The 14,869-nt window shown below is 44.2% G+C and carries 14 protein-coding genes; 10 read left to right on the top strand and 4 right to left on the bottom strand.

Annotation, left to right across the window (positions count from 1 at the left end; all coding sequences use genetic code 11):
* Positions 1 to 185: 185 nt before the first annotated feature.
* Complete coding sequence (locus MCT08_RS10695) at positions 186 to 2,189, top strand: NADPH-dependent 2,4-dienoyl-CoA reductase (protein WP_274678391.1); 2,004 nt, start codon at positions 186 to 188, stop codon at positions 2,187 to 2,189.
* An 83-nt stretch (positions 2,190 to 2,272) separates the two neighbouring features.
* Here MCT08_RS10695 and purU read toward each other — a convergent pair whose 3' ends face one another.
* The gene (gene purU / locus MCT08_RS10690; RefSeq protein WP_053310161.1) at positions 2,273 to 3,106 is read right to left on the bottom strand and encodes a formyltetrahydrofolate deformylase; all 834 of its coding nucleotides are present in this window, start codon (positions 3,104 to 3,106) and stop codon (positions 2,273 to 2,275) included.
* 186 nt (positions 3,107 to 3,292) lie between these two features.
* On the opposite strand from purU, the gene MCT08_RS10685 reads away from it, so the two are divergent.
* The 9 genes from MCT08_RS10685 to MCT08_RS10645 all read left to right on the top strand — a co-directional run bounded on the left by MCT08_RS10685 (position 3,293) and on the right by MCT08_RS10645 (position 12,983).
* Positions 3,293 to 3,493 (top strand): hypothetical protein, encoded by a 201-nt coding sequence (locus tag MCT08_RS10685; RefSeq protein ID WP_053310160.1) that lies wholly within the window; start codon positions 3,293 to 3,295, stop codon positions 3,491 to 3,493.
* Positions 3,494 to 3,587: 94 nt separating this feature from the next.
* Positions 3,588 to 5,519: a DNA repair helicase YoaA gene (gene yoaA, locus MCT08_RS10680; protein ID WP_274678390.1), complete on the top strand. Its 1,932-nt coding sequence runs from the start codon at positions 3,588 to 3,590 to the stop codon at positions 5,517 to 5,519.
* An 8-nt stretch (positions 5,520 to 5,527) separates the two neighbouring features.
* Positions 5,528 to 6,229 (top strand): tRNA (adenosine(37)-N6)-threonylcarbamoyltransferase complex dimerization subunit type 1 TsaB, encoded by a 702-nt coding sequence (gene tsaB, locus MCT08_RS10675; protein WP_168522773.1) that lies wholly within the window; start codon positions 5,528 to 5,530, stop codon positions 6,227 to 6,229.
* Between the two features lie 53 nt (positions 6,230 to 6,282).
* Positions 6,283 to 6,588 (top strand): hypothetical protein, encoded by a 306-nt coding sequence (locus MCT08_RS10670; protein ID WP_053310157.1) that lies wholly within the window; start codon positions 6,283 to 6,285, stop codon positions 6,586 to 6,588.
* Between the two features lie 18 nt (positions 6,589 to 6,606).
* Positions 6,607 to 7,239 carry a Slp family lipoprotein gene (locus tag MCT08_RS10665; protein WP_261915672.1) on the top strand — a complete coding sequence of 211 codons (633 nt, stop codon included), beginning with the start codon at positions 6,607 to 6,609 and terminating at the stop codon, positions 7,237 to 7,239.
* 2 nt (positions 7,240 to 7,241) lie between these two features.
* Positions 7,242 to 8,096 carry an alpha/beta fold hydrolase gene (locus tag MCT08_RS10660; protein WP_274678674.1) on the top strand — a complete coding sequence of 285 codons (855 nt, stop codon included), beginning with the start codon at positions 7,242 to 7,244 and terminating at the stop codon, positions 8,094 to 8,096.
* Between the two features lie 102 nt (positions 8,097 to 8,198).
* Positions 8,199 to 9,893, top strand: a complete 1,695-nt coding sequence (gene fadD, locus MCT08_RS10655; protein WP_274678389.1) for a long-chain-fatty-acid--CoA ligase FadD — start codon at positions 8,199 to 8,201, stop codon at positions 9,891 to 9,893.
* A 95-nt stretch (positions 9,894 to 9,988) separates the two neighbouring features.
* Positions 9,989 to 11,104, top strand: a complete 1,116-nt coding sequence (gene rnd, locus MCT08_RS10650; protein WP_053310452.1) for a ribonuclease D — start codon at positions 9,989 to 9,991, stop codon at positions 11,102 to 11,104.
* A 31-nt stretch (positions 11,105 to 11,135) separates the two neighbouring features.
* Entirely contained in the window at positions 11,136 to 12,983 is a 1,848-nt protein-coding gene (locus MCT08_RS10645) for a M3 family metallopeptidase (protein ID WP_274678388.1), read from the top strand.
* A gap of 108 nt (positions 12,984 to 13,091) precedes the next feature.
* On the opposite strand, the gene minE is transcribed toward MCT08_RS10645, so the two are convergent.
* Genes minE through minC form a run of 3 tightly spaced genes read right to left on the bottom strand, consistent with a single transcriptional unit; the run spans position 13,092 to position 14,856 of the window.
* Positions 13,092 to 13,355, bottom strand: a complete 264-nt coding sequence (gene minE, locus MCT08_RS10640) for a cell division topological specificity factor MinE (RefSeq protein ID WP_053310153.1) — start codon at positions 13,353 to 13,355, stop codon at positions 13,092 to 13,094.
* 5 nt (positions 13,356 to 13,360) lie between these two features.
* On the bottom strand, positions 13,361 to 14,173 hold the full coding sequence (gene minD / locus MCT08_RS10635) for a septum site-determining protein MinD (protein ID WP_168522763.1): 813 nt from the start codon (positions 14,171 to 14,173) through the stop codon (positions 13,361 to 13,363).
* A gap of 20 nt (positions 14,174 to 14,193) precedes the next feature.
* A complete protein-coding gene (gene minC / locus MCT08_RS10630) occupies positions 14,194 to 14,856 on the bottom strand; it encodes a septum site-determining protein MinC (protein ID WP_274678387.1) in 663 nt (220 codons plus the stop codon).
* Between the last annotated feature and the right edge of the window lie 13 nt (positions 14,857 to 14,869).

Genomic DNA, 14,869 nt, shown 5'->3' with positions numbered 1-14,869 from the left:
CGTGTTAAATGAATAGAAGGGAATACCCTTGAGATATGAATGAGTTACATCCTACGTGATCTAGTATACCCAAACAACCGCAAGATTGATCGGTGTTACAAAAATGTAAACACTTGTTTGATTTTTATTGACTCCGATAATATTCTGGTCTGACCACGAAGCATAATTATAAAAGTGAAGTCAGCATGTACCCACACCTATTACAGCCATTAGATCTAGGATTTACTCAGTTACGTAACCGTGTATTGATGGGATCAATGCACACTGGATTAGAAGAACATAAAGAAGGACTCCACAAACTCGCCGCCTTTTATGAAGAGCGTGCAAAAGGTGGGGTTGGACTGATCGTAACTGGCGGTTTTTCGCCTAATTTACGTGGTCGACTTCATCCTTTTAGTGCCGAGTTTAGTAAAGTGAAGCACGCTCGTTCCCACAAAGTGGTCACAGAAGCGGTTCACCGTCAAGGCGGCAAAATAGCATTACAATTGCTTCATGCTGGCCGATACGCGATGCATCCTTTTGCTCAGAGTGCATCAGCGATCAAAGCGCCAATCGCGCGCTTCGCACCGAGTGAAATGAGTGTTCGTCAAATCAAAAAAACCATCGATGCTTTTGCAAATAGCGCTGAATTGGCGCACTTAGCCGGTTACGATGGGGTAGAAGTGATGGGCTCAGAAGGCTACCTTATCAACCAGTTTATCTGTAAGCGTACCAATATGCGCTACGACGATTGGGGGGGTAGTTATGAAAATCGTATTCGTTTTCCCTTAGAAATCGTCAAGGCGATACGCGCCGCGGTTGGTAAAGATTTCATCATAATTTTTCGTCTTTCGATGCTGGATTTGGTCGAAGAAGGCAGCACTTTTGAAGAAGTATTAACGCTTGCTAAAGCATTAGAAAAAGCTGGGGTGACCATCATCAATACTGGTATTGGTTGGCACGAAGCACGTATCCCAACCATTGCCACGCAAGTGCCACGCGCTGCATTTACGTGGGTAACAGAGAAAGTGCGTCCTCATTTATCGGTTCCTGTAGTGACTTGTAACCGAATTAACACACCTGAAGAGGCGGAGAAAATACTGGCATCTGGCCAAGCTGATATGGTCTCAATGGCTCGTCCATTTCTCGCTGATCCTGAATTTGTGAGCAAAGCCGAGCAAGGAAAAGCGGCGCTGATTAATACCTGCATTGGTTGTAACCAAGCTTGCTTGGACAATGTATTTAAAGCGAAACGTGCCAGTTGTTTAGTCAATCCTAGAGCCTGTTACGAAACTGAAATTGTGGTGCAACCTGCCGAAAAACCCAAGAAAATTGCTGTGATAGGGGCAGGGCCTGCCGGTTTATCGTGCGCCACAACCTTGGCAGAAAGAGGCTATCAAGTTGATTTGTTTGAGAAAAATGATCGAATCGGTGGTCAGTTTAGACTAGCAATGCAGATCCCCGGTAAAGAAGAGTTTCGAGAAACTATTCGCTATTTTGCCAATCTAATTGATGAGACGGGCGTCAAGCTTCATTTAGATACTGAGGTTACTTTCGATATGCTGCAAGGCTATGATGATGTGGTGATGGCCTCTGGTGTGACCCCAAGAAAAGTCAGTATTGAGGGTATTGAAAACCAAGAAAAAGTGGTTGATTACCAAACCTTGATTCGCGAAAAAACACCAGTAGGCGAAAAGGTTGCGATAGTCGGGGCTGGTGGCATTGGTGTCGACGTTGCCACCATGTTGACTGAGCCGCAAGATCACACACTCGATGATTGGCTACACGATTGGGGGATCGATAAAGAAATCGCTCACCCTGGTGGCTTGTACCCTTACCCAGATTCATTGAGTGATAAAACGGTTTGGGTTTTACAGCGCCGCAAGGGACGTGTGGGCAAAGGGCCAGGTAAAACGACAGGTTGGATCCACAAACGTACGCTTGAGAAACGCGGAGTTCACTTACTAGGTGGCGTGAGCTATGAAAAGATAGATCCAAACGGATTGCATATTTCTATTGATGGCAAGCAACAATTACTCGATGCAGACAAAATTGTAATTTGCGCTGGTCAAGAATCAGTTCGTCCGTTTGAAGATAAATGGGATTCGTTGGGAGACAAATTACATGTGATTGGCGGTGCTGATTACGCTGGTGAGTTGGATGCGGTACGCGCTATTCGCCAAGGTGTCGAGTTAGCGACGAAATTGTAATACCTAATCACTAAATAGAAAAAAGCGCTGAATTCAGCGCTTTTATTGATGGTATCTAATTTGTTTTTCTTCGGTCAAAGTGCCTAAAGAATAACGGTTTTGTTGCCGTACACAAAAACGTGATCGTTTACGACTTTATTGAGTGCTTTGCTCAATACATTCTTTTCTACATCGCGTCCGGCTTGTGCCATATCTTTTGCACTAAAAGTGTGATCAACAGGAATGACATCTTGTTTGATGATTGGGCCTTCATCTAAATCGTTGGTAACGAAGTGTGCTGTTGCACCGATGATCTTAACGCCACGCTCATAGGCTTGTTGATAGGGTTTTGCACCAATGAAGGCTGGCAAAAAGCTGTGGTGGATGTTAATGATTTTGTGATGATAGCTCTCAACAAATGTCGGTGTCAGCACGCGCATGTATTTCGCAAGAACCAAATAATCTGGCTGATACTGGTTGATCACTTCAAGCAGTTTTTCTTCGTGCTCAGAGCGGTTTAGTCCTTCGTGAGAAACGTGGTGATAAGGAATATCAAACCGTTCAGTCAGACTTTGTAGAGTATCGTAGTTGCCCACAACCGCGGCAATCTCGACATCTAAACTGCCATCGAAGTTCTTCATTAAAATGTCACCGAGGCAATGTGCTTCCTTTGTGACCAAAATCACTACGCGTTTACGTGATGAATCTACGAGTTTACGCTTGGCTTGAGCAGGTAGAGCTTGATCAAGGTCAGCAAGAAGCGTCGTATCATTGAAGTAACCTTCAAGTTCGGTACGCATAAAAAAGTGACCGCTTGTGTTATCAACGTACTCATTATTTTGGATGATGTTGAGTTGATGTTTATAACAAATGTTGGTGATTTTTGAGATTAAGCCTGGTGCATCGCTACAATGAGTCAGGAGAGTCTTTCTTTCCATTATCTAATACTTCCGTGATTGAATTCTTTTATTCTAAAAACTAATTCGAGCGCGCATGAACGGTGACGCACTCCACAATATAAGGGCTATAATTAATCTATTATCAAGTTGGTTTCAATAAATAAACGGGTTAACCGTTAGGCTTTAGCTTATTTTCTTCTTCATGAGAGTCTTAAGGCGGTATTTATGGATAAAGAACTCCTTGCACGTAAACTGTACGTCGAAAGAGTGAGTGCATTGATGGGCGATCAGCAGATCGATGAAATTATCTTGGAAGACATGTGGGAGAGCCGAGCATCACCGGCCGACGCAGCTAAAGCAATGACCCAAGCGGAAAGTGGCTATGAAGCGCCGATGTGGCTGTCACGTTACCTCAATCGCAAATAGAACATCCCTAACCGGCGTGAGTCATCGTTCGATTCGCGCCGATTCATGAAACCTGCCATAATGCCCCGCAACGAATACTTACCCCTATTTTTAGATGATCGCAAAAACCTTTTCTTCGCAGGGTGCACTCGGTAAAGCCATTCCTGGTTTTCAAGCACGACAAGCACAAATTGATATGGCTGAAGCTGTGGCCAAGGCCATTACCCAGCAATCACAATTAGTGGTTGAAGCGGGAACAGGAACGGGGAAAACATTCGCTTACCTTGTCCCGGCATTGCTCAGTGGTAAAAAAACCATCATTAGTACGGGGTCTAAAAACCTACAAGAACAGCTTTTTCACCGAGATTTACCGCTAATGGTTGATGCTCTCGGTTTCTTTGGCAATGTCGCATTGTTAAAAGGTCGTGCGAACTATTTGTGCCTTGATAGATTAAGCCGACAAATGATTGAAAGTCACACCAATGAAGCAGATCCGCAATTGTTGACTCAATTGGTTAAAGTTCGTAGTTGGTCATCAGAGACCAAAAGCGGTGATTTGGGCGAATGCGATGAACTGCCTGAAGATAGCTTAATTATCCCAACTATTACCTCGACCAATGATAACTGCCTAGGTAAAGAGTGCCCAAGCTACGTTGATTGCTTTGTATCCAAAGCGCGAAGAAAGGCGATGGATGCTGATGTGGTTGTGGTTAATCATCACCTTTTCCTCGCCGATCTTGCTATCAAAGAAACCGGATTTGGCGAATTAATCCCTGAGGCGGAGGTGTTCATCTTCGATGAGGCACATCAATTGCCAGATATTGCCAGTCAATATTTTGGTCAGTCTGTCTCAAGTCGCCAAGTTCAAGAGCTAGCGAAAGATATTGAAATCGGTTATCGCACTGAAGCTAAGGACATGCGCCAGTTACAAAAAGTAGGCGATAAACTAACTCAATCGGCGATGGAATTGCGTATTGTATTGGGCGAACCGGGTTTTAGAGGCAATTGGCGTGAAGCCTTATCTTCCCCATCTGTTGCACGTGAATTAAGTCGATTGCGCGAGAGTTTAGATTTTGCAATTGATGTCCTGAAACTGGCTTTAGGGCGTAGTCAATTATTAGATACCGCATTTGAGCGAGCTAACCTCATTAAAGGGCGTATCGACCGAGTGTGTGATGTTTCTATTACCGGTTATTCCTATTGGTATGACACGACACCGCGTCACTTTAGTTTGCATATTACCCCCCTCTCTGTGGCGGATAAGTTTCATGAGCAGATAGAACTCAAGCAAGGTTCGTGGATATTTACCTCCGCGACGTTGGCGGTGAACGATGATTTTAGCCATTTTACCCATCGTTTAGGCTTGAAGCCGCAGGCGCAATTTTCTTTGCCGAGCCCGTTTGATTATGAGCAGCAAGCCAAGCTGTGTGTGCCACGTTATTTACCAGAACCCAATAGTGCTGGGCTGGCGGATAAATTGGTGCAAATTCTTGCGCCTGTTATAGAACAAAACCAAGGGCGCTGTTTCTTCTTATGTACCTCACACAATATGATGCGCGAATTAGGAGAGCGTTTTAGAGAAGTACTAACGGTTCCAGTACTTTTACAAGGGGAAACCAGTAAGCAAAAAACCTTAGCGGAGTTTATGGAGCTAGGGAACGCGTTGTTAGTGGCAACTGGCGCATTTTGGGAAGGGATTGATGTTAGAGGTGACGCCTTGAGCTGTGTTATTATTGACAAACTTCCGTTTACCGCACCTGATGATCCGCTATTAAAAGCGCGAATTGAAGATTGCCGTTTGCGAGGCGGAGACCCATTTTCTCAAGTACAATTACCAGACGCGGTCATCACGCTAAAACAAGGCGTAGGGCGTTTGATTCGAGACAAGAACGACAAAGGGGCGCTCATCATCTGTGATAACCGATTAGTGACCCGTGATTATGGTGGGGTATTCCTTGCCAGTTTACCGCCCATTCCTCGTACGCGAGATTTGGATAAAGTGAAAGACTTCCTTAGTCAGATTTCAGTAACAACACAAAATAATTAGAGATAGTAATGAGCGCAAAAATTCTTGCCTTAGACACAGCAACAGAAAACTGTTCTGTTGCATTGATGGTTGGCGACAAACTGTATGTTCGCAGTGAAGTTGCACCACGTGATCACACCAAAAAAATCCTGCCAATGGTCGATTCGGTTCTAAAAGAAGCAGGCATCCGCTTACAAGAACTGGATGCATTAGCTTATGGTCGTGGTCCGGGAAGTTTTACCGGAGTGCGCATTGGCATTGGAATTGCACAAGGTTTAGCGTTTGGTGCCGACTTACCAATGATCGGTATTTCAACCTTGGCAGCAATGGCGCAAGGTACCTATCGCCAACACGGTTATCAACAGGTTGCGTGTGCTATTGATGCCAGAATGAGTGAAGTGTATTGGGGGCGCTACCAGCGTCAAGAAGATGGCTCTTGGAGTGAAGTCGACAGCGAATGCGTGATTCCACCGAGTGTGCTAAGCCAGCAGTTAGCGGCAGATGATAAAACTTGGGGTTGCGCAGGTACTGGTTGGGCGGCGTATGCCGAGGAGCTGGAATCACTCCCCATTGTTCGTGAAATGGGCGAAGTACTTTACCCAGATGCGCAAGATATTGTTTATCTTGCACAGTATGAGTTTGCCAAGGGAAATACCACATCGGTGGAAGAGTCTAGCCCAGTCTATTTACGAGACAAAGTGGCTTGGAAAAAACTACCTGGCCGCGAATGATTCACCGTGAGTAGGGTTGTATGCCAATCCTACTCAAATAGAACAGGAACAGTATGGTTTCAATTAATGGTTTACCTCCTTCGATAGTGCCGGGGTCTAATAAGACCAATAGAGCAAATAAGAAAAATGAGGTAAGAAAAGGCGATACTAAAGCTGCGGTTGGTCAAACAACCAAGGTGGCTAATGCTGTTTCTCATTCGATTCGTCAAGTACAAGAAGCTGATATTCAGCGCGCAACCCTAGAATATGATTTACCCGAAGGGCGAGCCAGAAAAGCGATGGAAGAGTATATGGATGTGATGAATCAAGCAAAAAAAGAGGAACTTGCTCAGATGCTTGGGGTCGACATTTACATCTAACATAATAAGGTCATTATCATGCGCGCTGCGAGCAAAAGGTTTTTTACCCATAGAACCTTTATCCATAAAACACCAATTAGTAACAAGCTACTTCGTCACTCCTGTATTGGTAGAATATTACTGCTTTTATCTTCCGTGTTTCTAATTAGCGCCTGTTCTAGTTTGCCGGAAAACCTCAAAGCAAGCGGTGAGAATGTGTTTACCGACTACAGCAGTTGGGTAAATAGCTCAGCTGCTGTGGGCAGTGAAGTTCGGCTTGGCGGTGTGATTGCCAATGTCACGAACTTAACTAATCAAACGCGTATTGAGGTGGTGAACTTACCGATTAGTTCATCTGGAAAGCCCGATATTAGTCAAGAGCCTCAAGGTCGCTTTGTTGGTTACATCGACGGTTTTGTCGATCCTGTTACTTATGCTAACGGTCGTTTGATTACGGTTATTGGGGTTGGTTCGCCCGCAGAGCAAAAGAAAGTGGGTGAATATCAATATACCTTTCCTGTAATGGCGGTCAAAGGCGCTCATTTGTGGCGTATTGAGGAACGGGTCATTGTTAATGAAGTCGGCTCCTATTTATCACTGTGCAATGGTCTATACTGCCGTCAAAGAGCCCCAAGTTCCCGAGAAGGTCGTGTGGTTCAACAGGTCAAATGAACATTCAACAAAAGCGTTATTTCCTTGAGCAAGGTTACATTGCATCACAGGAAATTGGCAATGCACAAACGGCCGAAGTCTCGGTCGTTTTTTTACATGGTTGGCTAGATAACTCATCCAGTTTTTTAACTACTATCAATGAGTTAAGTTGGCGGCTTTCTGGCGCACACCTTTGCGCAATCGATTTGCCTGGTCATGGCCTATCAAGCCATAAATCAAACGACAATTTTTACCCTTTTCACGACTATATTGACGACATTTACCAACTTTTGCTTAATTTGTCACCAAACAGGTTAGTGTTGGTTGGGCATTCTCTTGGTGCTTTAATCGCAAGTTGCTATAGTGCCGCCTTTCCTGAGCAAGTCGCAGGATTAATTCAAATTGAAGGGGTGGGGCCACTAGCTGAATCGCCAGATAAAAGCGTAACTAGGTTACGTAATGGTGTGCTGAGTCGACAACGGATCCGACGTAAGCCAAAACGTTCACTACCCACCTTGGAAGATGCGATAGCTCGCCGATCAGCAGTCAATCACTTGGATACGAAATTGATTCGTCCTGTTGTCGAGCGAGGAATAGAACAGCGAGGCGAACAGTGGGTTTGGCGGCACGACGTAAAGTTAAATAGTGACTCACTATTTAGGATGTCGTTTGAGCATGCTCGGCAATTTTCAGGGCAAGTCCAATGTCCACATCGGGTCATTCTTGGCGATCAAGGTTTTGGCTATTTAAAGCAAAATTGTGACTGTTTAACCAATAATCACTGTGAAATGTTCACTATTTCTGGTGGTCATCATTGCCATCTTGAACAACCTTCGCAAGTCGCAGAACTAATCTTTGGCTTAGTTAACAAAATTTAAACAAGTGTTTGAGTGTTTCGTGCTCATACGCTTTGGCTGTGCTGTAATAGCAAAAATAAAAATATTGCCGTAGAGCAGCAGCCAATAACGAGGAGTATTACCGTGGATAAACCTTGGCTTTCACGTTACCCAAGTGACGTACCGGAAACCATCAATCCAGATACGTATCCATCTTTGGTGGAAATGTTTGAACAATCTGTCCATAAATATGCCGACCAGCCCGCTTTTATGAATATGGGCTCAGTGATGACGTTCCGTAAACTGGAAGAGCGCAGCCGTGCTTTTGCCGCTTACTTACAAAATGAGCTAAAGCTGAAAAAAGGCGATCGAGTAGCGTTGATGATGCCAAATTTGCTGCAATATCCCGTTGCATTATTTGGTGTACTTCGCGCAGGCATGATTGCAGTTAACGTTAACCCACTGTATACCCCTCGTGAACTTGAACATCAACTCAATGATGCCGATGCAAAAGCCATCGTTATTGTGTCTAACTTTGCCAACACGTTAGAGCAAATCGTAGATAACACCCCGGTTAAACACGTGGTACTCACAAGCCTTGGGCAGATGTTACCAAGAGCCAAAGGTACGCTCGTTGATTTCGTTGTGAAATATGTCAAAGGGATGGTACCAAAATACGATCTGCCAGGGGCAATCTCAATGCGTAAAGCATTGCATAAAGGTCGTCGTCTGCAATATGTGAAACCATTTATGTCGGGTGATGATATCGCCTTTTTGCAATACACCGGTGGCACTACTGGGGTCGCGAAAGGTGCAATCTTGACCCACAGAAATATGATTGCCAACGTACTGCAAGCTAAAGGTGCTTATGGCCCTGTTTTAGCTGAAGGGCGCGAGCTTGTGGTGACAGCATTACCGCTGTATCACGTATTTGCATTAACCGTAAACTGTTTGCTGTTCGTCGAAATGGGTGGTCGCAACCTTTTGATTACCAACCCAAGAGATATTCCAGGCTTTATTAAAGAACTGCAAAAATACCCTTTTACTGCCATTACTGGGGTGAATACGCTCTTTAATGCACTGGTCAATAACGAAGATTTCCATGAACTTGATTTTAAAAATCTTAAGTTATCAGTAGGTGGCGGTATGGCAGTGCAGCGCGCTGTTGCTGAGCAGTGGAAAAAAGTAACCGGGATTCATTTGCTTGAAGGTTATGGTTTAACTGAATGTGCTCCTTTGGTAACCGGTAACCCTTATGATTTGAGTGATTATTCTGGTGCTATCGGTTTGCCAGTGCCGTCGACTGAAGTCCGTATTGTTGATGATGAAGGTAATGTCTTAGCGTATGACCAAGTGGGTGAGCTGCAAGTGCGCGGACCACAAGTGATGCAAGGTTATTGGCAGCGACCTGAAGCGACAAAAGAAGTCATCAATGCGGATGGTTGGTTATCTACTGGCGATATTGTGAAGTTTGATGAACAAGGCATGCTGTATATTGTTGACCGAAAAAAAGACATGATTTTAGTCTCTGGTTTTAATGTTTATCCAAATGAAATTGAAGATGTCGTTGCCCTGCATGGCAAGGTGTTGGAAGTTGCAGCGGTTGGACAGTCACACGAAGTATCAGGTGAAGTGGTGAAAATCTATGTTGTCAAACGAGATCCTAGCCTAACCAAAGACGAAATTATTACGCATTGCCGTAAGCATTTGACGGGTTATAAAGTGCCTAAATTGATTGAGTTTAGGGAAGACTTACCTAAATCTAACGTTGGTAAGATTCTGCGCCGAGTATTGCGCGAAGAAAATGAAGCTCAGCAAGCGGAAGCAAAGCGAGCATAAGCGTCAAGCCAGCAATAGAAAATAATGATAGAATGCCGACAAAATTGTCGGCATTTTTATGTCCCCCATCGTGGGCTGCCCAAAGTGAGCCATTTGTGAATTATCAAATCATTACCCAATTGAACGACCTTCAGCGAGTATGCCTTGCCGCACGTGATGCAGACTTAGTGATGCTCGACACCGAATTTGTCCGTGTCCGTACCTTTTATCCACAGCTCGGCCTTATCCAGTTGTACGACGGTGAGAATCTCTCATTAATTGACCCATTGGCTTTTGATGATATGGCTCCGTTTGTTGAGTTGTTGCAAGATGTCTCTGTATTAAAGGTGCTACATGCTTGCGGTGAGGATTTAGAAGTCTTCCACAACGCATTTGGTTGTGTTCCTTTCCCTATGGTCGATACGCAAGTGATGGCGGCATTTTTAGGTCATGGACTCTCCACCGGTTTTGCCGCGCTGGTGAACGAATTTGTTGGGGTTGAGTTGGATAAAAGTGAGTCGCGAACTGACTGGCTTGCCCGTCCATTATCGCAAAAGCAGTTAGATTACGCTGCCGCTGATGTTTTCTACTTATTACCCATGTATCAACAACTGTTGGAAAAAGTGACTCAAGCTGGCTGGTGGGATGCTGCGCAGCAAGAATCAGAACTGCTCACGGTTAAACGTATTAAGAATACCAATCCTGAATTTGCTTATCTTGATCTTAAAGGGGCATGGCAGCTATCACCGAAACAGTTGGCAATTCTGAAACCGTTGGCAACGTGGCGTTATGAAGAAGCGGTGCGCCGAGATTTAGCGTTAAATTTTGTGGTTAAAGAAGCCGATTTGCTCACCATCGCTCGCTTGGGGCTGACTAACCCTAATCGTATGATTGAGGAGGGGGCTGACCCACGAGGGATTCGTCGCCATAGTGATAAAATTATCGCCTTGGTCAAAGCGGGGCAACAAATCCCTGCTGACCAATATCCGCCTCAAATCGAACCGTTGATGGACTACCCAGGTTATAAACAACTGTTTAAAAAGTTGAAAGATGAAGTCAAAGCGGTTTCTCAAACAACAGGATTAGCGACAGAGTTTTTGGCATCGAAAAAACAGTTGAATCAACTGTTAAGTTGGGTGTGGAAGAAAGAGCGAAACCCTGAAAAATTACCGGATGTTATGCAAGGCTGGCGTTTACCTATCTTAGGTGAAAAGCTTAATAAACTTGTTTAATTTCTCAAGGCCAACCATTTTAAGGATCAAAATGACAGCAACAGCTTATCTTAATGATTTGAACCAACGTTATCTTGCCATTCATCGCACGAAAGAAGATTTCTTTTGGGATACCTATATGGGTATCAGTGAGGATCATCAAGGCTCGACTCAAGCTCAAACTCGTTGGACGCAATTTCTCAGCGACGCAGAGCATATTGCTGAAATAAAGCAGCAATTGGTTCAAGCGGAACGTATTACTAACGAAGAAGAAAAGCAAAACACAGTTATTGGTTTAAATGGTTGGCTCGCCATGTTTCAAGCGCATGCGATTGAGTCAGAACACGCTCAAACGTTAAAGGCTGATTTAATTAAATTTGAAGCTGAATTGTTTGAGAAAAAACAAAACCATGTGATGACATTCACTAGTGAGCAAGGTCAACGTATTGAGGGATCATTGCCAGTTGTTGGCTCGACGATTCGTACCAATAACCATGAAGCTGTTCGCCAAAGTGCTCATCAAGCCTTGCTAGATCTTGAACAGTGGTTATTGCAAAACGGCTTTTTAGAGTTAGTGAAGCGGCGTAATCGGTTTGCTCAGTCACTTGGATATAAAAGCTTTTTTGATTATTCAATCAACAAAACGGAGAAAATGACAACCGAGCAACTGTTTAATATTTTAGATGATTTTGAACAGCGTACCCGCGATAGTCATCAGAGCAGCTTAGCGATGCTGGTACAAGCAAAAGGGGAGCAAGCACTCGCAGGGCATAATTTTGTGTATTCTTTTGCCGGTGATGTGATGCGTGAATTAGACCCTTACGTGCCATTTTCACAGTCGTTGCGCCGTTGGATTGAATCCTTTGGTCGTTTAAATATTGATTATTCTGGCGCGGAATTGACGCTCGACTTACTTGATCGCAAAGGCAAGTATCCTAATGGTTTTTGTCATGGCCCCGTACCATCATTTTATGACCAAGGAAAGTGGATTGCGGCGAAGGTCAACTTTACCAGTAATGCAAAACCTGACCAAGTTGGAAGTGGTTATGATGGCATTAATACCTTATTCCATGAAGGTGGACATGCTGCACATTTCGCTAATGTTAAGATGAATGCGCCATGTTTCTCTCAAGAGTTTGCGCCAACTTCAATGGCTTATGCTGAAACACAATCAATGTTCTGTGATAGCTTGCTCACTGATGCTGATTGGCTAAAAAGCTATGCGCTTGATGCTCAAGGTAACCCAGTACCTGATTCAATTATTCAAGCGATGATCAAGAGCCGTCAACCGTTTAAAGCATATGAAGAACGTAGCATTTTGGTGGTGCCATATTTTGAACGCGCATTGTATGAATTAAGTGAAGAGGAATTAACAGCGGAACGTATCACCGCTCTTGCTCGGGCTACGGAACAAAAAATTCTCGGTCTGGCTTGCAGTCCACGTCCATTGATGGCGATTCCTCATCTATTGTCCGATGAAGCATCGTGCTCTTATCAAGGATATTTGTTGGCACATATGGCGGTATATCAAACACGAGCTTTCTTCACTCAAAAATTCGGTTACCTGACTGACAATCCTGAAATTGGCCCATTGTTAGCTGAACATTATTGGCAAGCTGGAAATAGCGTGTCGCATAATCAAACCATCGAGAAACTGACCGGTGAAGGTTTCAATGCTAAATACTTAGCGGACGTCTGTAACCTATCGGTTGAGCAAGCATGGCAACAAGAGTTACAGAAGATAGAGCGTCTAGCTGATAGAACGCAAATTCAACCAGCCTCACTCAATGCCACAATTAAAGTTGTCGATGGAGCACAAGAATTAGCCAGTAATACTCATTCTGACGATGAAATGTGCCGCCAGTTCGAGCAGTACATTGCACAACATTATGGTTGTTAAGCTGTTAGTGTTGTTAACTGCTTAAGGTGCTAGCGCCATGCAAATAAAAGAGCCTGCATTTTAGCAGGCTTTTTCTCGATCAGTGTTTAACTCAATTTAAAGCCGAGTTTATTTCTCTTCATCTGGCAATTTGACATTCAATTCCAACACAGCAATATCATCTCCTTTATGCTCAAATGTCAGTTCAACCATGGAAGGGTCGATGGGAACATATTTAGCAATGGCTTTTAGAATATCTTCTTTCAACTGCGGCAAATAAGTCGGTGCTGGGTCACTTTGGCTACGACGCTCCGCAACGATGATCTGTAAACGTTCTTTCGCAAGATTAGCTGATGTCTTTTTTTGTGGTCTGAAGAACTCAAGTAGTGACATAGTGCTTAACCTCCAAATAGTCGTTTAAAGATGCCTTTTTTCTGCTCAGTGACGAAGCGAAAATCAACTTGTTGGCCTAATAGACGCTCAACTGCGTCACCGTAAGCTTGGCCTGCATCTGACTGTTCGTCAAAAATAACTGGTACGCCTTTGTTGGAAGCATTTAACACAGCTTGGCTTTCTGGAATTACACCCAGTAGAGAAATGTGTAGGATCTCTTCAACATCTTCCACACTCAGCATTTCACCTTGCGTCACGCGTGTTGGGTTATAACGTGTGAGAAGCAGGTGCTGTTTGACTGGTTCTAGACCTTGTTCTGAGCGCAGTGACTTTGAGTCTAAAATGCCAAGAATGCGGTCAGAATCTCGCACCGAAGATACTTCTGGGTTAGTGGTCACAATGGCTTCGTCGGCAAAGTAAAGTGCCATTAGCGCGCCTTGCTCAATACCTGCTGGAGAATCACAGATGATGAAATCAAAACCCATCGCATCGAGTTCATCGAGTACGCGCTTGACGCCATCCTTAGTCAGCGCATCTTTATCGCGAGTTTGTGATGCGGGAAGAATGAATAAATTGTCTGTGCGCTTGTCTTTGATCATCGCTTGGTTGAGCGTAGCTTCACCGTTGATGACATTGACAAAGTCATACACAACGCGACGTTCGCACCCCATGATAAGGTCAAGGTTACGTAAACCAATATCGAAATCGATAACCGCAGTTTTTTTACCTTTCAAAGCCAAACCTGATGCGATGGCTGCGCTTGAGGTCGTTTTACCTACGCCGCCTTTTCCTGACGTTACAACAATAATGCGTGCCATTATGTTTTCCTTGTTAATTTTTAAATCGTGAGCGTTTCGAAGTGTAGTGAGTCATCAACCATGCTGAGCATCACTTTCTTCTGCCAAAACTCACTTTCAATTTGATCACTAAGCCAGTAATTACCAGCAATGGATACCAGCTCAGCTTGTAAATCGTGACAAATAATTCGTGCTTCGGTTTGACCGCTTGCGCCTGCGATGGCTCTGCCTCGCAATGTGCCATAAACATGGATAGAGCCATCAGCAATTACTTCTGCTCCAGCACTGACATGGTTTAGGATCACTAAATCGCCATCTTTAGCGTACACTTGCTGTCCAGAGCGAATTGGAGTGCGAACGACTTTGGTCGGTGCCATTTTTGCGGGTGCTTGAGCAGGGGACTTACTTGCGCTCATCACGGCAAAACCGGCTTCTGATGCCAAGTTTTGGCTGCGTTTATCTTTACAGCCAGTCACTCCTACCGGAATCATTCCTGCTTCACTGATCCCCTGTTTTAGCATGATGAAATCAATCTCGCCCATTACCTTGGCAATATTAATAACCACCGGGGCTGATGCGAAAAAAGCTGGGGCTTGGGTTACTTTTTCCTTGAGAAACTCAATGCTATTGGCAACTTCATTGTCGCAAAGGTGTAAAACTGACAAAGTAAAACTGCTACCTTTTAGGTCAGGAGTATTGGACATCTTATTTTTGACC

Origin of the sequence: Vibrio aestuarianus, assembly GCF_028858425.1 — a bacterium.
Classification (GTDB): domain Bacteria; phylum Pseudomonadota; class Gammaproteobacteria; order Enterobacterales; family Vibrionaceae; genus Vibrio; species Vibrio aestuarianus.
The sequence above is the reverse complement of the archived record's forward strand: the minus strand, read 5'-3'. Positions and strand labels throughout refer to the sequence as shown.

What these genes read in the sequence shown, in the direction of transcription:
- MCT08_RS10695 (WP_274678391.1), top strand. Translation starts at nt 186, where the DNA reads ATGTACCCACACCTATTACAGCCATTAGATCTAGGATTTACTCAGTTA.
- purU (WP_053310161.1), bottom strand. Translation starts at nt 3,106, where the DNA reads ATGGAAAGAAAGACTCTCCTGACTCATTGTAGCGATGCACCAGGCTTA.
- MCT08_RS10685 (WP_053310160.1), top strand. Translation starts at nt 3,293, where the DNA reads ATGGATAAAGAACTCCTTGCACGTAAACTGTACGTCGAAAGAGTGAGT.
- yoaA (WP_274678390.1), top strand. Translation starts at nt 3,588, where the DNA reads ATGATCGCAAAAACCTTTTCTTCGCAGGGTGCACTCGGTAAAGCCATT.
- tsaB (WP_168522773.1), top strand. Translation starts at nt 5,528, where the DNA reads ATGAGCGCAAAAATTCTTGCCTTAGACACAGCAACAGAAAACTGTTCT.
- MCT08_RS10670 (WP_053310157.1), top strand. Translation starts at nt 6,283, where the DNA reads ATGGTTTCAATTAATGGTTTACCTCCTTCGATAGTGCCGGGGTCTAAT.
- MCT08_RS10665 (WP_261915672.1), top strand. Translation starts at nt 6,607, where the DNA reads ATGCGCGCTGCGAGCAAAAGGTTTTTTACCCATAGAACCTTTATCCAT.
- MCT08_RS10645 (WP_274678388.1), top strand. Translation starts at nt 11,136, where the DNA reads ATGACAGCAACAGCTTATCTTAATGATTTGAACCAACGTTATCTTGCC.
- minE (WP_053310153.1), bottom strand. Translation starts at nt 13,355, where the DNA reads ATGTCACTACTTGAGTTCTTCAGACCACAAAAAAAGACATCAGCTAAT.
- minD (WP_168522763.1), bottom strand. Translation starts at nt 14,173, where the DNA reads ATGGCACGCATTATTGTTGTAACGTCAGGAAAAGGCGGCGTAGGTAAA.
- minC (WP_274678387.1), bottom strand. Translation starts at nt 14,856, where the DNA reads ATGTCCAATACTCCTGACCTAAAAGGTAGCAGTTTTACTTTGTCAGTT.